The sequence below is a fragment of the Bradyrhizobium sp. SZCCHNR1017 genome (assembly GCF_032381375.1).
GTDB lineage: Bacteria > Pseudomonadota > Alphaproteobacteria > Rhizobiales > Xanthobacteraceae > Bradyrhizobium.
Window position 1 is genome coordinate 427,549 of sequence record NZ_JAUHIR010000003.1, and the last position, 18,028, is coordinate 445,576.

Annotated in this window: 16 protein-coding genes, 1 tRNA gene and 1 pseudogene; 10 read left to right on the forward strand and 8 right to left on the reverse strand. The window is 67.5% G+C overall.

What is annotated here, in order from left to right; translation table 11 throughout:
- The first annotated feature begins 232 nt into the window (after nt 1-232).
- The 3 genes and pseudogenes from QW863_RS10920 to QW863_RS10930 form a co-directional block, all read left to right on the forward strand.
- A tRNA-Ser gene (locus QW863_RS10920) sits at nt 233-322 on the forward strand.
- Between the two features lie 49 nt (nt 323-371).
- Entirely contained in the window at nt 372-1,130 is a 759-nt protein-coding gene (locus tag QW863_RS10925) for a DUF2786 domain-containing protein (protein WP_315715956.1), read from the forward strand.
- Nucleotides 1,131-1,296: 166 nt separating this feature from the next.
- Nucleotides 1,297-1,398 (forward strand): annotated as a pseudogene (locus tag QW863_RS10930) (restriction endonuclease); the annotation flags it as partial.
- Nucleotides 1,399-1,580: 182 nt separating this feature from the next.
- Here QW863_RS10930 and QW863_RS10935 read toward each other — a convergent pair.
- Nucleotides 1,581-2,189 carry a hypothetical protein gene (locus QW863_RS10935; RefSeq protein ID WP_315716186.1) on the reverse strand — a complete coding sequence of 203 codons (609 nt, stop codon included), beginning with the start codon at nt 2,187-2,189 and terminating at the stop codon, nt 1,581-1,583.
- Between the two features lie 190 nt (nt 2,190-2,379).
- Between QW863_RS10935 and QW863_RS10940 the strand changes: the two genes are divergently transcribed.
- Nucleotides 2,380-2,715: an MmcQ/YjbR family DNA-binding protein gene (locus QW863_RS10940; RefSeq protein ID WP_315715957.1), complete on the forward strand. Its 336-nt coding sequence runs from the start codon at nt 2,380-2,382 to the stop codon at nt 2,713-2,715.
- Between the two features lie 41 nt (nt 2,716-2,756).
- On the opposite strand, the gene QW863_RS10945 is transcribed toward QW863_RS10940, so the two are convergent.
- Both QW863_RS10945 and QW863_RS10950 read right to left on the reverse strand, forming a co-directional pair.
- Entirely contained in the window at nt 2,757-3,791 is a 1,035-nt protein-coding gene (locus QW863_RS10945) for a hypothetical protein (protein ID WP_315715958.1), read from the reverse strand.
- A 533-nt stretch (nt 3,792-4,324) separates the two neighbouring features.
- Nucleotides 4,325-5,563 (reverse strand): hypothetical protein, encoded by a 1,239-nt coding sequence (locus QW863_RS10950; RefSeq protein ID WP_315715959.1) that lies wholly within the window; start codon nt 5,561-5,563, stop codon nt 4,325-4,327.
- Nucleotides 5,564-5,695: 132 nt separating this feature from the next.
- Between QW863_RS10950 and QW863_RS10955 the strand changes: the two genes are divergently transcribed.
- From QW863_RS10955 to QW863_RS10965, 3 genes are all read left to right on the forward strand, one after another.
- The gene (locus QW863_RS10955; RefSeq protein WP_315715960.1) at nt 5,696-6,193 is read left to right on the forward strand and encodes a YchJ family protein; all 498 of its coding nucleotides are present in this window, start codon (nt 5,696-5,698) and stop codon (nt 6,191-6,193) included.
- A gap of 619 nt (nt 6,194-6,812) precedes the next feature.
- Nucleotides 6,813-8,321, forward strand: coding sequence for a bifunctional class I SAM-dependent methyltransferase/glycosyltransferase family 2 protein (locus QW863_RS10960; protein ID WP_315715961.1), 1,509 nt, complete (start codon nt 6,813-6,815; stop codon nt 8,319-8,321).
- A 150-nt stretch (nt 8,322-8,471) separates the two neighbouring features.
- Nucleotides 8,472-10,091: a hypothetical protein gene (locus QW863_RS10965; RefSeq protein WP_315715962.1), complete on the forward strand. Its 1,620-nt coding sequence runs from the start codon at nt 8,472-8,474 to the stop codon at nt 10,089-10,091.
- On the opposite strand, the gene QW863_RS10970 is transcribed toward QW863_RS10965, so the two are convergent.
- From QW863_RS10970 to QW863_RS10985, 4 genes are read right to left on the reverse strand one after another with little or no spacing between them, the layout of a single operon-like run.
- Nucleotides 10,031-10,561, reverse strand: coding sequence for a DoxX family protein (locus tag QW863_RS10970; RefSeq protein WP_409977912.1), 531 nt, complete (start codon nt 10,559-10,561; stop codon nt 10,031-10,033). The genes QW863_RS10965 and QW863_RS10970 overlap by 61 nt on opposite strands.
- Nucleotides 10,561-11,343 (reverse strand): DNA-binding domain-containing protein, encoded by a 783-nt coding sequence (locus QW863_RS10975; RefSeq protein ID WP_315715964.1) that lies wholly within the window; start codon nt 11,341-11,343, stop codon nt 10,561-10,563. Before QW863_RS10975 ends, QW863_RS10970 begins: the two co-directional genes overlap by 1 nt.
- Nucleotides 11,330-12,250, reverse strand: a complete 921-nt coding sequence (locus tag QW863_RS10980) for a DUF692 domain-containing protein (protein ID WP_315715965.1) — start codon at nt 12,248-12,250, stop codon at nt 11,330-11,332. Before QW863_RS10980 ends, QW863_RS10975 begins: the two co-directional genes overlap by 14 nt.
- 39 nt (nt 12,251-12,289) lie before the next feature.
- On the reverse strand, nt 12,290-12,595 hold the full coding sequence (locus tag QW863_RS10985) for a DUF2282 domain-containing protein (protein WP_315715966.1): 306 nt from the start codon (nt 12,593-12,595) through the stop codon (nt 12,290-12,292).
- Nucleotides 12,596-12,883: 288 nt separating this feature from the next.
- On the opposite strand from QW863_RS10985, the gene QW863_RS10990 reads away from it, so the two are divergent.
- Nucleotides 12,884-14,980, forward strand: coding sequence for an adenylate/guanylate cyclase domain-containing protein (locus QW863_RS10990; protein WP_315715967.1), 2,097 nt, complete (start codon nt 12,884-12,886; stop codon nt 14,978-14,980).
- Nucleotides 14,981-14,994: 14 nt separating this feature from the next.
- Here QW863_RS10990 and QW863_RS10995 read toward each other — a convergent pair whose 3' ends face one another.
- Nucleotides 14,995-15,732 (reverse strand): GntR family transcriptional regulator, encoded by a 738-nt coding sequence (locus QW863_RS10995; protein WP_315767694.1) that lies wholly within the window; start codon nt 15,730-15,732, stop codon nt 14,995-14,997.
- A 194-nt stretch (nt 15,733-15,926) separates the two neighbouring features.
- Here QW863_RS10995 and QW863_RS11000 point away from each other — a divergent pair, with 194 nt between their 5' ends.
- Both QW863_RS11000 and QW863_RS11005 read left to right on the forward strand, forming a co-directional pair.
- A complete protein-coding gene (locus QW863_RS11000) occupies nt 15,927-16,961 on the forward strand; it encodes an extracellular solute-binding protein (protein WP_315767696.1) in 1,035 nt (344 codons plus the stop codon).
- The gene (locus tag QW863_RS11005) at nt 16,958-18,028 is read left to right on the forward strand and encodes an ABC transporter ATP-binding protein (RefSeq protein WP_315767698.1); all 1,071 of its coding nucleotides are present in this window, start codon (nt 16,958-16,960) and stop codon (nt 18,026-18,028) included. The genes QW863_RS11000 and QW863_RS11005 overlap by 4 nt, the downstream gene beginning before the upstream one ends.

Here is an 18,028-nt window from a genome sequence, read left to right on the forward strand (position 1 = left end):
CGAGCGCGGCGCAGACCAACGGGTTCGAAGGCCCGCGTCAGTCTGGGCCTTCGGAGCGCGGGGCCGAGCGGTGTAGCCGTTCAGCCGCCGCGTGCGATCCGCTTCCCCGAGCGGACCGCAATGGCGCGCGCATGCGCGAGCCCCGGGAAAATTTCGACCGGCTGCCTTGTCACCCCCCGCGTCGTGCCCTAGAACGACGCCCGACCCGGGGGCTCGCCCCTGATTTGCGCCTGGAGAGGTGGCAGAGTGGTTGAATGCACCGCACTCGAAATGCGGCATAGGTGCAAGCCTATCGGGGGTTCGAATCCCTCCCTCTCCGCCAGTTCCTCCCTCGGCCACCTCCCGGCGGGGCTTGTCATGGGCCTTGAGCGGTGAGCCAGACGTTCGATCCTGCCGCTTCTGATCCTGTTGCGCTCGACAAGCTGAAATCCCGCATTCAGGCGCTGCGCGCCAAGACCATCGCCAATGGCTGCACCGAGGACGAGGCGCTGTCCGCGGCCGCCAAGGTCGCCGAACTGCTCGATCGCCACGACCTGTCGCTGTCCGACCTCGAGCTGCGCGCGTCGGCGTGCGAGCGCAAGGTCTATGAGACCCATCGCAAGAAGCGCATTCCGCTCGATGACTGCATCGGCGCGATCGCGCATTTCTGCGATTGCCGGGTCTGGCGCGAGAAGAATCCGGCCGGCGAAGCGAGCTATGTGTTCTTCGGTCTCCCCGCGGATGTCGAGGTTGCGCACTACCTGGCGGAACTGATCGACAACGCCGTGCGCGCCGAACTCGGCCGCTACAAGACCTCGGCCGAGTACCGCCGGTTCCGGCACCAGGACCGGCATCTCGCCAATGCCTCCTTCGCCCTCGGCATGGTGGTGTCGATCGCCGACCGCCTGGTGGCGATGAAGGCAGCCCGGGATCAGGTCAACCAGAGCAGCGGCCGCGGCCTGGTCGTGCTCAAGACCTCGGTGGTCGATGCCGAGTTCGACAAGCTCGATCTGAAGCTGCGGTCGGCGCGCAGCACGAGCCGGATGGTGTCGACGGCGGCCTATGAAGCGGGAGGTGCCGCCGGCACCACGCTCGCGATCAGTCCGGGCGTGAGCGGCGCGCCACCGCCAGGTAGTTCGAAGCGAGGCTGACGGACGCCTGGTTCGACGTCGGCTATGGGCCCTTCAAGCACGGCCCAAGCCGGTTGCAGGCGCCGTGCATCGACGTCCAGCGTCGTACTCCTAAGTACAGCGACACGGCGATCTCGGCTGGCTGCGACATTTGCTTCCATCCGAGTCGCTCAGTTAAGCTGCCTGCATGAGCTACTGCGTCTTCATGCATCGGACTGATTCGATCTACGACGATAGTCCGGCGGCGCAGTACCAATTTCCCAAACAATATCTCGGCCGCGCGCAGGGCAGTGACTCGATCAGGGAGTGAGTCCGAGCGGCGCTGTCCGCTCGCGCTGGTAGGCTTGCCCTGGGGGCGGCGCTGCGGCTTCCCTCGACCCCGTCACATTTCGTCCATCCGTTGACTGCGGGGCGCGTCGCGTTTCGCGACGCCGCCCCATGATGGATCGCGGCGTTCTGGCCGTACCGCCCTCAGCTCTTCCCGCCCGGCCCCTTCAACGCATTCCAAGCTGCCTGATTGGCCTGATCGAACGCCTTGCGGGATTCGCTCAGGGCGGCGCTGAGCACCGACCAGGATTCGCTGCCTGTCTGTTTCAGTTTCTCGAGATGGGCGCCGGCCTCTGCCGCGTCGGATTTGAGCTGCTTCAGCACGGCGTCCAGATCGGTGGTGCCGACCGTCGTCACCTTGGTCGCCGCCTCGCGAAACCTGTCAGCCGACTCCCGCCATGCCGTCGCCTGCGCGGCGGCGATGTCCTTGAAGGTCGCCTGCTGCTGGGCGGCCTGCTTGCCGGCGGCGTCGAAATAGGCCTTCATCTGCGCCTCGAATCCAGCCCAGTGCGCGTCCAGCTCGGTCTTCGCGCTGGCCATCGCGGCTTCGCCGGCCGCTGCCTGCGTCTTGAGCAGGGCTTCGAGGTCGCTGCGGCGCTTCTTCAAGTCCGCCATGATCTCCTCGGTCTTCACCTTGGATGCTGCTTCGACCTCGGCTGCCTTGACCCCCAGCGACTCCAGCGCGGCATCCATCTCGTGGAGGCGCTCCCTGGCCCAGTTCAGGTAGACCTGCATCGTGCTCTGTGCCGGCATGGCTGCTCTCCTCTGATCCATCCTGCGACAAGCCATATAGAAACGAGGTCGTATAGTTTTGACCTGCATCAAGGCCCCGGGATGCCGGGGCTTCACGTTTGCGTGCAGGGCGCGACGTCCGCCGTATGGCGGACCGCCATGGCCGGTGCTAGTCCTATCGTTCGAATACGATCACACGAGGCGCGTCGAGATGACCGGTGACGAATTTCGTGCTCTCGCCCTGTCGTTCGCCGGAACGACCGCGGCGCCTCACTTCGATCGCACCGCGTTCAAGCTGCACCGGACCTTCGCGACCCTCGCCGCCGATGGCGCATCCGCCAACGTCCTGCTCACGCCCGACGAGCAGGAGCACCATGCCGGCCTGCAGCCCGGCGTGTTTCGCCGGGTCCCGAACAAATGGGGTGATCAGGGCTGGACCACCGTGTCGCTCGCCGATGTCGACGCCGCTCGCCTGCGCGGCGTGCTCGAGAGCGCGTGGCGCGCCGCGCATCGTCCGCAGCGTTCACGCGGCCGCAGCAGGCGCTGAGCCGACCCCGGCGAAACAATCGCCGGCGGCGACAAGAACTCTCATACCCTCCGCCCGACCATCAGCAGAACGCCGCCGATCTGCGGCAGGAGCGCCAGCAGGATCAGGCGGAGCATGACGAAGTCGTCGGCGGAGGGCTTCACCACGCCGCGCGACACCCACGCCACCAGCTTGATCGCGGCCTCGGTCTGCGGATCGGCGGTCTGGCTGACCGTGGACATCGCCGCGTCCAGCGCCAGGCGACGCTCGGCGACCGCAGCCTCGCGCTCCCGACAGAACTTGCCGACGCCGCCCTTGCACTCGCGGTCGCGCGCGGTCATTGCATCCGCGAGCGCCGTCTGCGCGGCCTGCACCGCGGGCGTCACGCGCGAGGCGCGCGCCAAGGTGACGTCGCTGATGTTGGTGGAGGCGAAGCCGATGCCGGCGGTGACCGCGAACACGAAGGTCATCAGCCACACCGTCCAGCCGGTCAGTGCCGAGGCGCGGTGGCGCGCCTGCCACAGCCGTGCGGCGCAGGTCGGCATCACCAGCGCGACGAGGTCGGCGGTGACGCCGACCGCCAGAAACATGTAGCCCGCGGTGCTGTTCGAGCCGAGCGAGTGTGCGAACCAGCCGTTCATGGCCATGCCGACCGCGGCCAGCGCCAGTGCGGCCAGCTGCAGCAGGACCGACGAGGCGGTGATGCCAGCGCGCGCGGGCTTTGCCGGCGTGATCGGCGCGGCGGCCGGCACGACCTCGCCTTCGGTCGCGGCCGACGCTTCGCGCGGCGGTATCGTGGCCGGCGGCGCTGCGGCCGGGATCGCCGCGGCCGCCGCGCTGGCAGCCGCCCCCGTGCGGGACGCCTCGGCAACGGCCGGAGCTTTCGCCGGCTCGTTCACGAGCTCCAGGAAATCCGGCATGATCAGCGTCTCGGACGCGAGCATCTCGTCGTCGAGCGCCGCCATCTTGGCCTTCTCGGCCTTGTCGGCTCGGGGCCGCGGGCGTGGCTTGACGACCTTGGCCCGCTTCGGACGCGGCTTGGCCGTCTTCGGCTGCTGCCAGGGAATGATGGATGCGACTACGGACTCATCAGCCATCGGGGCTGCTCCAATCGGTGGTGATGGGCGCGACGCTGCGTTTGCACGCAGCGCCGATCGCGCCGGCATCGGGGTGCACGTCTGATCGGGAGGTGAGCAGCGGCCCGCATCGAGGGCGGGCTTGAGGTGTCTTGCGGCCTGGCTGGCGTCGCGCGAAGAAATCGTTCGCATCTCACGCGCCCTGAACCGCCGATGATGCGGTGGGCTGCGGTCACGGACGCCGCGTAATGAGGCGGCGCCCGGAAGGTTCTGGTCCGCGCGGGGCCGGGCCGGTCAGCAATCTGCCCAACACCCTTGTTCTTAACCAATGGTTAACACGGATTCGCCGGTTTCGAAACCGCGCGGCGCGTGTAGCGGGACGGTGCGAGCTGAAGAGTCGCGAGCTGCGGCTTTGGAGTCACAACTCGCGCGTGAGCGGAGGCGCGACGCGTGGGCCGGCGCGCAAGCCGTTCGGATGATGTGCGATAGTCGAACATGGTCTATGCGGCCAGCCTCAACATGAGCGCGTCATCCCTCGCCGGAGCGAGTGACACTCAGCGCGGCACCAGCATGGGCGTGCTGCCGCTCACCGAGAAGCGCCGGTTGGCGGTGGTCAGCAGCAACACAAGTCCAGGAATGTCGAAACTCACCGCGACGCCATCAATTGGCTTGAAGTTTGGGAATGGAATCTGTCGCACCACATCGCCCTGGCCGATCCGGTACAGGCCGTCATGTCCCATTGCGAGCAGATCCTCGCCCTGGCGCTGCAGCCCGAAGAATGCGGTCGTCTGGGCGAACCAAGAGATCCGCGTCCGCCCGTCAGGTGTCTGATCCGTCGGTGCCTGGATGACATGCTGATAGAGCTGCCGCATCGAGGCGTCGCACACTTCCACGATGCGCCCATGCGCGGCCATATGGATCAGCCCGACCGCGACGGCGATGCAATGCGGCTTCCACGGAATGATTGCGATGCCGTTGACCGGATCGCACTCGGGGTTCAGCTTGCCGCCGCACAGGTCGCCCTCGACATCGTCGATATCGGAGACGATCCCGGTGATCCGATCGATCCGCTGCAGCCCGCCGCCCCATTCTCCGGCGTTGTAGCCGACGAAGACATGCTTCGCCGTGAGGAGGACGCTGGCGGCCGGCGATCTCCGCAACGGCTTTTTGCGTGCCAGCGTTTGGTTGGAGGAAGGCATGAGGGGAGCCGCCTCCCATGGCATGCCTTCGGTGAGATCAATGGTCCTGCCGTCTTCCAGCAGCATGATGGCTCCGCCGAACCTGAAATCCTTGCCCTCGTTCAGCGGCCTTGGGGCGGCGCGCGACGACGTGGACGACGATGTAAGTGCCGTCTCCGCTAATTCACCGCCGGTCAGGTCGATCATCCTGCTGTCCGTCAGCAAGAGGGTGGACGTCGCGGCCACGAACTTCTCGCCCTTCGTTGCGATATTGGCCACCGTTCCCCAACCGTCGCCATCCCGTCGGCGCACAGTCCATCGCTCGACGGAGGTCCACGGCACGCAGAACTCCTGCGGGCAAGTCACGATTGCCACTCGTCCATCCTGGACGAATAACTCGATCACCGGCTCCGGCGTAGCAACGTCGCTTCGTTCACCGCCCTCCGCCATGCTCGACAGCCGGCCGCCGGTATCGAGCAGCCAGAGCCGCCCCTCCGCAAACACGGCGCGCTGAATGGACGAAATCCGATCGGGTCCCGGCTGCTCGACGGCGACGCCGTAACCGGCGTTCATGGCGACCAGCGCGACAACGATCGAGACGAGCCGCACGACCATTATCCTCACGCTCCGAGCCTCCAAGCTGAATGGGCTTCGTTTCGTTACAACCACCGTTATTCCTGGCCAAGGCCGCAGGCCAGCCGTCGCCGTCAGATTTCATCAACCCCGAAACGGTGCTAGCGTAATTTCATGCCATGTCCCTGCGGCTCAGGCCTTCCCTTCGACCGCTGCTGCGGTCCCTATCTCAGTGGCGATGCGATGCCGCCGACCGCCGAGGCTTTGATGCGCTCGCGCTACACAGCCTATACGCGCGGCGACATCGGCTACATCGCAGCGACGCTCGCGGCCGGCCAGCGTCGCGCGTTCGATGCCGTCGCGGCAAATAACTGGGCGACGCGCGCGACCTGGCTTTCCCTGCGCATCGTCTCGACGACGCGCGGCGGGGCTGACGACGCTGACGGCGTGGTCAGCTTCGTCGCCACCTATCGCGAGGGCGGCAGGACCATCGAGCACCACGAGGTCTCGCAGTTCCGCCGCGACGACGACGGCGCCTGGCGGTTCGTCTCGGGCGACACGCGGGCCGTGGTCACAGAGCAGAAGCGGACGGCCGGCGCGGCCAAGGTCGGCCGCAACGATCCCTGCCCCTGCGGCAGCGGCAAGAAATCCAAGTTCTGCTGCGGGCGGTGAGCTGTGTGGGCCATTATTCGGAATGAACGAAATTTCTGTTGCTATTTTTCAGAAATCATGGTTTGATCCGCGCATCCCGTCCTCATGCAGAGGGGCGTACGCGTCGTCACGATACGTAGAGGCGGGGAGCGGTGGCCGCGGGTCTGTCGGGTGCTGATGCGCTGGACGATGGACAGCTCGCGGACGTTCAAGCCGTGTGGTCCTGGCGCCCCGATGCTGGCGCTAAGTCGGTGTGGCATGACGTGTCGCGCAGGCGACGGGGGCAAACAAGCCGGTCCCCGGGGAGAGCTCGGAGCAGACGTTCAACCCATCGCGCAGGGAGGGCCGGATCTGTCCGGCTGGACCTGTGGTACCTGCCGCCTGCATTTTTTTCCGCAGGCGGGCCACGGGCCTCAGTCGAGGTCCGGCCTTCCCTGCGCCCTCGCATTTTGAGGGCGCGAACGACTCGCAAAACTCGGGCGCGAACGCGCCGCGTGAACGATGTCGGCTGCTTCGCTGCGCCCGGTTGCTGGGTGAGCACCGCGACGAATGTGGCGAGCCGAGCGCCTCGTCACTTGCCTTGACTCCGCCCAACCGGGCTGGCCTAGAAGGATGCAACCCCAAACGAGGATGGTATCAAGTGGCGGAGTTGGATGGTCAGGTCCTGCAGGACGAGCATGAGCGGCCACCGGCCGCGGCAAGCGAGGCGCCTGCGCCCGGACCGCTGTCGCTGCGCAAGGCGGCCATCCTCGCGCACGCCAATCGCTTTGCTGCCGAACGCGCGGGCTGGCGCGACAAGGCATCGTTCTTCCATGGCGAGGACGCGTGCTATCTGCGTTTCCTGATTCCGCCGGGCAGCCGGGTGCTGGAGATCGGCTGCGGCCTCGGCGACACCCTGGCCGCGCTCGAGCCGTCCTACGGCGTCGGCATCGACTTCAGCGACGCGCAGATCGCGATCGCCCGCACCCGGCATCCGCACCTGACCTTCGTCGTCGGCGATGCCGAGGACCCGGCAACACTCGCCGCCGTGTCAGGCCCGTTCGACGTCATCCTGGTGCTCGACACCATCGGCTCGCTCGACGACTGCCAGCAGTTCATCGAACAGCTGCATCCGCTGTGCACGCGCGAGACGCGACTCGTCATCGGCTACTTCTCGCACCTCTGGTATCCGCTGCTGAAGGCTGCGGAAGCACTGGGCCTGCGGATGCCGCAGCCGGAGCAGAACGTGCTGTCGCCAGCCGACCTGCGCAGCCTGGCGCACCTGGCCGATTTCGATCCCGTCAAGTCAGAGCAGCGCGTGCTCTCGCCGCTGCGGCTCTACGGCTTCGGCCGTTTCGCCAACCGCTTCCTCAGCGTGCTGCCGGGCCTGCGCGCGCTGGCGCTGCGGCACTATCTGGTGTCGCGTTCGCTGCGCTGCGTGAGCGACGACGTCCGCTCGGCCACCGTCGTCATCCCCGCGCGCAACGAGCGCGGCAACATCGAGCCGGCGGTCCGGCGCATCGCGGCGTTCTGCAACGATGTCGAGATCATCTTCGTCGAGGGCCACAGCCAGGACGGTACCTATGAGGAGATGGAGCGGGTGCGCGCGGCATTCCCCGATCACGACATCAAGCTGATGCGCCAGCCCGGCAAGGGCAAGGCCGACGCGGTGTTCACCGCGTTCGACGCCGCGCGCGGCGACGTGCTGATGATCCTCGATGCCGACCTCACCATGCCGCCGGAGCAACTGCCGAAATTCTTCGAGGCGCTGCGTTCCGGCAAGGGCGAGTTCATCAACGGCTCGCGCCTGGTCTATCCGATGGACGAGGGCGCGATGCGGTTCCTCAACCTCATCGCCAACAAGACCTTCTCCTATCTGTTCTCGTGGCTCCTGAACCAGCGCTACACCGATACGCTCTGCGGCACTAAGGTGCTCCGCCGCAGCGACTATGTCAGGCTCAAGGCCGGCAAGGCCTATTTCGGCGATTTCGATCCGTTCGGCGATTTCGACCTGATCTTCGGCGCCTCCAAGCTGAACCTGAAATCGATCGACCTGCCGATCCGCTACGCCGCGCGCAGCTATGGCGAAACCCAGATCTCCCGCTTCCGCCACGGCTGGATGCTGCTGAAGATGGTCGTGTTCGCGTTCTTCAAGATCAAGGCGATCTGAGATGGCCGCTGTCTACGCCGTCGAGCCTGACCAAGCGGTGCGTGGATCGGTTGCCCATCTTCCCACATCGTCATGGCCGGGCTTGACCCGGCCATCGACGTCTTCTTTCGTCGATGAGGGCAGACGTGGATGCGTGGGACAAGCCCGCGCATGACGGAGAAAGCGGTACCGAAAGCATCGGCTCCCTTTCCCGACGCCCTCGACCGCCTGACGCGCTTCGGCTGGCGCGGCGGGGTCGCGGTCGCGCTGCTGCTGTCGCTCGTGTCGTTCCTGACCGCCGGCTATTTCACCGTCTATTGGCGCAATGCCGACATGGACTTCATGGTGATCTACAATGCGCTCGCCATCAACGATGGCGGCGCACAGGCCTTTTTCGATCACCCGGCCTATCTCACCATCCTCTCGGTCAAGACCTGGTTCGCGTTGCTGCATCGGCTCGGCCTGCTCGAGGCCTGGACATTGTCGGCGATCCCGGCCGATCGCGCCGCCTTCGATGTCGCGATGACCGGCGCCGTCCATGCCGGACGCGTCGCCGCGCTGCTGACGGCCGCCGGCATCATCCTCGCCTTTGCTTGGGCCGCGCGCCGGCTGGTGTCGGATTGGCGCATCGCCATGCTCGCCGTCACCGCCTTCGCCTTCTCCGGCGGCGTGCAGATGCATCTTCGCATCCTGCGCAGCGAGATGATCGCGGCGTCGTTCTGCATCCTCGCGCTGATGATCCTGATCGCGGTCGCGCGCCGCGCCAGCCTGACGCGGCCGCTCGCCGTCGGACTCGCCGCGCTGCTCTGCATGCTCGGCCTGGAGAACAAGGTGCATGCGATCCTGCTGATCGCCGCCATTCCCGTGCTGCTGTTGCCGTTCGGGACGGCGACGAGCGCAAGCGTGGCGTTCTGGCAAAGCTCGCGCGCGTGGGCGGCCGTCATGGTCGCAGCCGTGGCGGCGATCGTCGCCGCGATCGCCGCCTGGCCGCTGGTCGCCGCCGGATTCGACCCCGTCAATGCGACGGCTGCCGGCCTCAAGCCGATGCTGCTCGGCCGCTTCGGCCTCTATCAGTTCGCGCTGCTCGGCGTGGTCGCGGTCTGCATGGCCGCCTTCGCGTGGTTGTGGCGCGTGAGCGCGGCCGAGACCGTCGCGGCGCTGCTGGCGGCGGTGGCCGGCGCAAGCCTCGGCCTGCTGGCACTGAAGCTGAGCTACGACATCAACGATGTCGTGGTCGTGCTCAATCCGCTCGAGAAGATGATCACCTATGTCGACGCGCCCGAGGCCGCCGGCAGCCTGGGCGGTGCGATCGGCCTGTTGCTGTCCGGCGTCCTCGGGGTCATCCGGCGCTACACCTTCGTGCTGCAATCGTCGGCCCGCCCCGCCGTGTTCCTGACCTGGCTGATCATCCCCGGCATTGTCATGGCCTGGCGCCGCGGTGAGCGGCAGGCGGCCATCCAAGCCGTCCTCCTGATGCTGGCGGCCATCGGCATCGACACGCTCGGCGTCCGCCGCGGGCTGAAGGTCGAGTACTTCGTCTTCACCGATCCCCTGATCATCATCGCCGGCATGGTCCTGCTCGATCGTCTGTCGGACCTGCGCTTTTCCCGCTTCGCCTATCCGATCGGCGCGGCGCTGCTCGCGCTCCATGTCGGCATCAGCCAGGCCGAGCCGGTCAAGATGGCGCTCAAGCGCAAGGGGCCCGAGGAGGTCTGCGAGTGGCGCGGCTACTACATGCCACGGCTCGTGCTGCCCTGGTGCGCGCCGCCGAACAGCCCGCCGAGGATGTGATCGAGCGAGATCTTTCCACCGCCATGGGCAATGAGGCCCAGCGCCATCGCGGCCCAGGTCAGATGGATCGGCCAGCCGTCGGGCACCGTGAGCTCGACGATGCATGTCATGAACAGCAGGCCGAGTGCCGCGAAGCGGGTACCGAGGCCGAGAATGAGCAGGACGGGGAAGGTGACCTCGCCGCAGCCCGACAGGAACGCCATCACCGTCGGCATGGGAAAGTGGTATGGCCCGCCAGGCAGATGCAGCATGAACTCGTCGCTGAACAGCGTCACGGCGGTGTCGCTCAGCCTGAGAAAGCCGTCCCATTTGAGAATGCCCGAGCGCCAGAACGGCACCGCCAGCGCAATGCGAGTGACGAGCTGGACTAGGGTGAGCGGGGTCGCGCTCTGCAGCAGCCGCACGGTCTGGCCGACGAGGGAAGGCAGCGACAGTGTCGCGGTCGGCGCCATGGAGTGGTCCGTCGTCATCATGCGTCCTCGAAACCGATGTCCGTGAAGGCGCCGGCCTCGATCAGGCCGGCAATGTTGGTGGCGAGATTGAACTCCGGCGCTGCCTCGAACGCGGCTTCCGCGGCCACGCCGAGCGGCTGCCGCGTGATCAGCAGGCTCGCGAAGATCGCGCCGCCCCGCGGCAGGTGGCGCACGGCGACGTCGAACGCGGGCCGCGTGATCAGCGCGTCCTCCGGGACCGAGCCGTCGATGCGCGGCACCGGGGCATCGCCGCGATTGGCCGAGAAGATCGTCACCGCCGCGAAATCCGAGCGCACGATGCGGGTGGCGGGATGAGCGGCGAAGCGCAGCTCGGGCAGCCGCTCGGGCGGCACCGTCGCCAGCGTGGCACCGTCGAGCGGGGCGGCGTCTGCCGCGTGATAGGCGTCGAGCCAGGCCCGCTCGATCTGTGCGACGTCCGTCAGGAACGGCATCGTCCGAGCGTGCTCGTAAGCTGCGATGAAAGCGGGGAAGTCGCGTCCATAGTCGACGAGCAGCGGCGACGTCGGCGGCGTTTCGCGTACATGCGCCCGCGCCATCGCGCGGAAGAAGTCGGGCCCGGTGATGCGCTGCACCGCCGGATAGATCGCGACGAGCGACTCGATCAGGCTGACCGTGACGTTGTTGCGGTAGACGTTGAACCGGCGCCCGGCCGCCTTGGCCAGCGGACCCCTGACGGCGACAGGCGTCGCGCGATCCGGCGTCAGCAGCGCCGCGGCGAACTGAGCGGCATAGTCGGACATATGCTCAGGCTGCGGCATCGCGCACCTCTTGCGAGCAGTCGGGTGCGTGGTCATCGAGAATCGCCTGCGCGGCCGCGGCCTCTGCCTTCAGCACCGGCCAATCCGGAATGTTGCTGTCCCATTCGATCAGCGTCGGCATCGGACCGTTGCGCGCGACCACGCTGGCGAACAGGGCCCACACATCATAGGCGACGGGGCCGTCATGGCTGTCGATCAGCAGCGGCTCGCCTTCATCGTCGGCCTGCACGGCGTGACCGGCGAGATGGATCTCGCCGACAGCGGCGAGCGGAACGTCGGCCAGATAGTCCTGTGGCGAGAAGCCATGATTGATCGCGGAGACGAACACGTTGTTGAGGTCGAGCAGGAGCCCGCAGCCGGTGCGGCGGACGATGGCGCGGATGAAGTCGGTCTCGCTCATCGTCGAGTCGTGAAAGGCGACGTAGGTCGACGGATTTTCCAGCAGGATCGGCCGGCGGATCGCGCTCTGCACCTCATCGATATGGTCGCAGACCCGTGCCAGCGTGGCCGTCGTGTAGGGCAACGGCAGCAGGTCGTTGAAGAACGTCGCATCGTGCGTCGACCATGCCAGATGCTCGGAGACGAGGCTTGGCTGATAGCGGGCGACGAGCTTGCGGAAGCGCGCGAGGTGGTCGCGATCGAGCGGCTGCGGGCCGCCGATCGACATGCAGACGCCGTGGATCGACAGCGGATGATCCCTGCGGATCGCCTCGAGCTGATGATGCGGCGGCCCGCCGGCGCCCATGTAGTTCTCGGCGTGCACCTCGAAGAAACCGCACTGCGGCGCTTCCGCCAGGATGGCGGCCAGGTGCGACGGCTTGAAGCTGGTCCCGGCCACGCCGCCGAGAGGTGGCGGAAAGCGAAGCGGCATGGTGGGGCCCGGTGCAGGGGGGGCATCGGTGCGCATGCTGCGTCTCCGCTTTCCGCTTGGGGTGAACGAGAGCGATCAGATCGGCTTGAGCGAGCCCTTGCGGCCGCCGGGGACGTCGATGCTGGTGCAGGTGCCGCCCTGGACGAATTTCCACGCGTTGCCCTGGAAGTCGATCGTGGAGGTGCCCTGGCAGGTCGTGCCGGGACCGGCGGCGCAATCGTTCTGGCCCTTCAGGGCAACGCCGAAGCATTTCTCCTTCTTGGCGGCCATTGCGGCTTCCGCTTCGGCCTTGGTCAGTGGCCCGGCCATTGCGAGGCTTGCGAGCGCGGTGCTGACGGCGCCGGCGAGCGCCAGCGTGGTGACGGTTCTCTTGGCGGACATGACAATTCCTCTCGTGTTCTGCGTCGCTCGCTTGGCGACGCGCATCTCTCCTTCGCCCGCAGCCACGACAATGTTACGTGGCGACTCCGCTCACGACCCTGTGAGCGGTATTGCGTGCTTGGGAGCTGCCCTAGTCGAGCGCAAGCCGACTCGAAGTGCCAATGCTTTGCAGGCATCATCGACTTAGCCGGCCGGCATTGGCGGTTCACGCCATCGGAGCGCAGTCTGGCGGCTCCCGCTCGCGTGCCGCCCCGCGCGCCGATCGGTCCGATCGGAGATCCACCTGCGATGATGGCGAGCGCAAAGAGCCGAGTGCCGCGCCGAGGCGCCGCCGACGAGCGGCTGACCGTCAGCATCCGCTTCGCCGTGTCGGCCCTGGTGCTGACCGCGATCCTGCTGACGGCCCTTGCCTCGAGTCTGTTGTGGTGGCGCACCTCGGAGGCGATCAGCCGTCAGCTCGCGAGCACCATCAACGCGCAGATCGCGGGCGCCGTGCGCAAGGAGGTGAGCGCGATCGTCAGCGAGGCGCGCGCCGCGCACACCGCCATCCGCACGCTGTTCCTGCAGAACGTGCTCGACACCCGCGAGGCGGACAAGCGCGAATTCGTGTTCCTGTCGCAGCTGCAGTCGCAGGCGACGATCTCATCGGCGGCGTTCGGCTGGCCGGACGGCTCGTTCTTCGCCGCCCACAAGCTCGGCGACCGGCGCCTGGAGATGATGGAGATCTCGCTGACCGATCATCCCGGCCAGCGCCGCGTCGATGAATACGACGTCGTGCCCGGCGACATCGAGTTCGCGACACGCCGCTTCGAGCCGACCCGTTTCAAGGTCGCCGACCAGCCCTGGTTCAAGGAGAGCCTCGCTGCGGACGAACCGCGCTGGTTCAGCGTCGATCATCATCCGAGCGGAGACCGCCCGGCGATCGCGCTGGCGGGCCCGATCGATGTCTATCAGGAGCGGCAGGGCGTGCTCGCCATCATCATCGAGCACGCGCGCATCTCGCGCTTTCTCGCCCAGCTTCAGGTCGGCCGCACCGGCAGCGCCTTCATCCTGGCGCTTGATGGCGGCGTGGTCGCGGCGCCCGACGAGACCGCCGACGAGGTCAATGCCGGGCAGGGCCGCCAGCCGCTGCTGCCGATCGCGCAGCAGGCGATGCGGTCCTCGCGCGAAGGCGACGAGGCCTGGCGCGGGCGCGTGCTATCGGGCGACGGCGCCTTCGAGGTCGCGCGCACGGCGCTGCCGTTTCCCGGCTGGTCGCTGGTCACGGTGATTCCGGAAGCGGAGTTTCTCGGTCCGGTCGACGCGGCGCTGCGGCGCGTGATCATCGGTCTCGGCATCGGCGCCGTGCTCGCGGCGCTGGTCTCCGCCGCGCTGGCGCGTGCCGTCATCGCAGCCCCGCTCGGGCGTGTGGTGGCCGAACTGCGTCACGTCGAGGCCTTCGCGCTCGAGCAGGTGCGACGTCATCCCTCGCGGCTGCGCGAGATCGCGAGCCTGTCCGGCGCCATCGCCGAGATGGCCGGCGGCCTGTCGTCATTCGGAAAATTCATTCCCGCCGATCTCGTCCGCCAATTGCTGCGGCAGGGCGTCGATGCCAGGCCGGGCGGCCATGTCCAGGAGCTCAGCGTGATGTTCATCGACATCGCCGGCTTCACCGGGTTGTCGGAGCGCATGGGCGACCGTGTCGTGCCGCTGCTGTCGCGCTATCTCGACCTGATCTCGACCGTCATCGTCGACCACGGCGGCACCATCGACAAGTTCATCGGCGATGCGGTGATGGCGTTCTGGGGCGCGCCGGCCGCGCAGCCGGATCATGCGGTTCTGTGCTGCCGCGCCGCGCTGGCGTGCCGAGACGCGGTGGAGGCCAGCGGCCTGTGCGACGATGACGGCCGGCCGCTCGCCATCCGCATCGGCATCAACTCCGGCCCCATGCTGGTCGGCAACATCGGCTCCGAGCTGCGTCTCAACTATACGGTGATCGGCGATGCCGTGAACGTCGCGAGCCGGCTGGAGGGCGCCAACAAGAGCTACGGCACCGATATCCTGATCGGCGAGGGCACCGCGCGGCTGGCGGGCGATGCGTTTCTCACCCGCGAGATCGACCGCATCGCCGTCTATGGCCGCGAAGAGGGCCTGCGCGTCCACGAGCTGGTCGGGCTTGCGGAGAATGTCGCCGCGCAGGACGTGCGCTGGATCGCACACTACGCGTGCGGACTTCAGGACTATCGCGCGCAGCACTTCGAGGCAGCCATCGCGGCGTTTGAAGCAGTCCTCGCGCTCAAGCCCGGCGATCGCGCCGCCGAGGTCATGATCACGCGCTGCAGGCCCCTGGCAGGCACGCGGGCGGATCATCATTGGCATCCGGTGACGGCGCTGACGACGAAGTAACGTGGCCGGTCCGACTAAGCCGACCGCAGCTTGCCGCGCAGCGGCCGCCGTCCGGCGAACACGGCGGCGAGATCCTGAGACGGCGTCGCCGCATCGTCGTCGAGCCGCAGCCGGCCCTCGACATGCAGGAAGTGCTCTCGCGACACCGCGATCGCGCGCAGCAGGTCGCGGTCGCGCAGCGCGTCGACGATCGCGCCGTGCTCGTCGACCGCGCAGATCGACTGCGCCGCCGGCTCGTATACCGACACCATCACCGAGGAGCGGCTGAGCAGATCGGCGAGCATGCGCGACAGCTCGGGATTGCCGATGGAGTCGACGAGATGGACGTGGAAGGCGCCAGACAGCCGCACCGACGTCGCGCGATCGCCGCGCTGCGCGGCGGCGCGCTCCTCGGCCAGATGCGCATCGAGCCGTGCGAGCAGGAGATCATCGACCCGCAGCACCAGCTGGCTGAGCACGCCGGCCTCGAGTACGCGATGTGCCTCATAAACCCGTCTGATATCATCGAGCGTCGGCCGCGGCACCCGCGCGCCACGGTTCGGGATCATCTCCAGCCGCCGCTCGGCGCCGAGCCGGTGAAGAACTTTTCGGATGCGCTCGCGCGAGACACCGAAGAGCGCGGCGAGCGGCGTCTCGGCGAGCTTGGTGCCGGCCTTGAGCTTGCCCTCCAGCAGCGCGCGCAGGATGGCCCGATACACCGCCTCGTCCTCGGCGGGATTGGCCTTCCCGATTCGCTGCGCTCGCATCGCCATGCTCCGTAGCTAGGCCCAAAGCCGCGGCAGGTCACCTCCAAAAAATGTGCACATTCTGCCCGTAAGCGGATCGGCGCTGGCGCGCGCTTTGCGCTAACGTTCTGACTGGACGCAGAAATGTAAAAATGTGCACATTTGGCACGGCGCTTGCTGAGTTGATCCCGCCATTCCGGCAGCTCACACGGGACCCTCACATGCATGCCCTCTCCCGCCGCAGCCTTCTGAAGACCAGTGCGGCCTTCGCCGCCACGCTCGCCGCGCCAGCCCTGGTGCGCGCCGCCCCGAAAGAGATCGTGATCGGCGGCCCGGCCGGCGCCGCCAAATATTTCAACTCCGACCTGTTTCCGGTGCTGGAGAAGAAGCTCGACTGCAAGGTGCTCTATGAGGGCACCAACTCGCTGACCAATCTGCAGAAGATGCAGGCCGACAAGGCGAGCCCGAAGATCTCGGTGGTGATCATGGACGACCCGGTGATGCTGCCGGCCGCGGCCGAAGGGCTGATCACCAAGATGTCGGCGTCGGCGATTCCCAATCTCGGCAAGCTGGTCGACGACGCCGTGCACCAGGACGGCATGTGGGCCAATTACCAGAAGCCGTGGGTGGGCATCGCCTATTCCACCAGGCGCATGAAGACGCCGCCCGTCAGTTGGGCCGAGCTGTGGGACGCGAAATACGACTCCAAGATCGTCGTGCCGTCGCTGTCCAACACCGAAGGGTTCTGGACGCTGCTCGCCGCCGCGCATCTCGAGACCGGCAAGCCCTACAAGGAGGCGCAGTACGAAATCGACGCCGGCTTCAAGAAGATCAAGAGCCTGAAGGCCAATCTGCTGAACGTCTATACCAACGCACCGCAGGCCATCAATCTGCTGGAGCAGGGCGAGGCCTGGATGATCGGCGGCCAGTTCTCGGCCTACACGCTGATCCGGAAAGCGGACGGCTCGCCGGTCGATCTCGCAATCCCGAGGGATGGCGGCTTCTCGATGCCGTCGGGCATCGCCAAGGTGAGCGGCGCGCCGGCCGGCGACCTCGCCGACGCCGCGATCGACTTCTATCTCAGCCCGGAGGCGCAGAGCATCCTCGCCAAGACGGCGTTCATCGCGCCGACCAATCAGGCCACGCCGCTGCCGGCCGGTTATCCCGATCCCGCGACATTGTTCGCGCCCGACTGGGCCTTCATCGCGAAGAACCGCGCCGGCTGGGTCGATCGCTGGAGCAAGGAGATGACATGAGCGCCGCTCCGCATCTCGTCATCAGCGGGGTCTCGAAGCGGTTTGGCGCGGCGACCGTGCTCGATCGCGTCGATCTCACGATCCGCCGCGGCGAGCTGGTGACCCTGCTCGGCCCATCCGGCTGCGGCAAGACCACCTTGCTGCGTGCGATCGCCGGCCTCGCGCCGCCCGACACCGGGACGATCGCGCTCGCCGGGCGCGACGTCACCCATGTGCCGCCGCACCGGCGCAATGTCGGCGTCGTGTTCCAGAGCTATGCGCTGTTTCCGCATCTCACCGTCGCCGGCAACGTCGCCTTCGGACTGAAGGTGCGCGGCACGCCCAAGGCCGAGACCGACCGCGCGGTCGAGCGCGCGCTCGCGCTGGTCAAGCTCAGCCATCTCGGCGGCCGCCGCATCTCGGCGCTGTCGGGCGGCCAGCAGCAGCGCGTCGCGCTGGCGCGGGCGATCGCGGTCGAGCCGGACGTGCTGCTGTTCGACGAGGCGCTGTCGGCGCTCGATCGCAAGCTGCGCGAGGAGATGCAGGTCGAGCTGCGCCGCCTGCTGCAGGAGGTCAAGGCGACCGCGATCTTCGTCACTCATGACCAGGACGAGGCGCTGACGATGTCGGACCGGGTTGCGGTCATGAACAAGGGCCGCATCGAGCAGCTCGCCGAGCCGCGCGAGCTGTATGCCCGGCCGGCCAGCCTGTTCGCGCTCAACTTCGTCGGGCTGTCGACGCGCATCGCCGGCCAGGTGGTCGGCGCGCAGGACGGCACTGTGGAGGTGGTGACGCCGGTCGGCCGCCTGTCGGCGCGCGGCGCGTTCCAGCCGGGCGCCTCGGTGATCGTGGCGACGCGGCCGGAGCAGTTGCGGCTGGGCGCTGGTGACGGTGCCAACTCCGCGGCCGGCCGAGTTCGGTCGGTCGTGTTCCAGGGCTCGCGGACCCTGGTGGACGTCGATGCCGGCGCTGGCGCGAGCCTGCTCGCCGAGCTCTCGGGCCGCGAGGCCGAGCTGCCGCGCGTGCATGACGAGGTCCGCTTCGCCTGGCCCGTCGCCGAGACCTTCGCCTTCGCCGCCGAGGCCTGA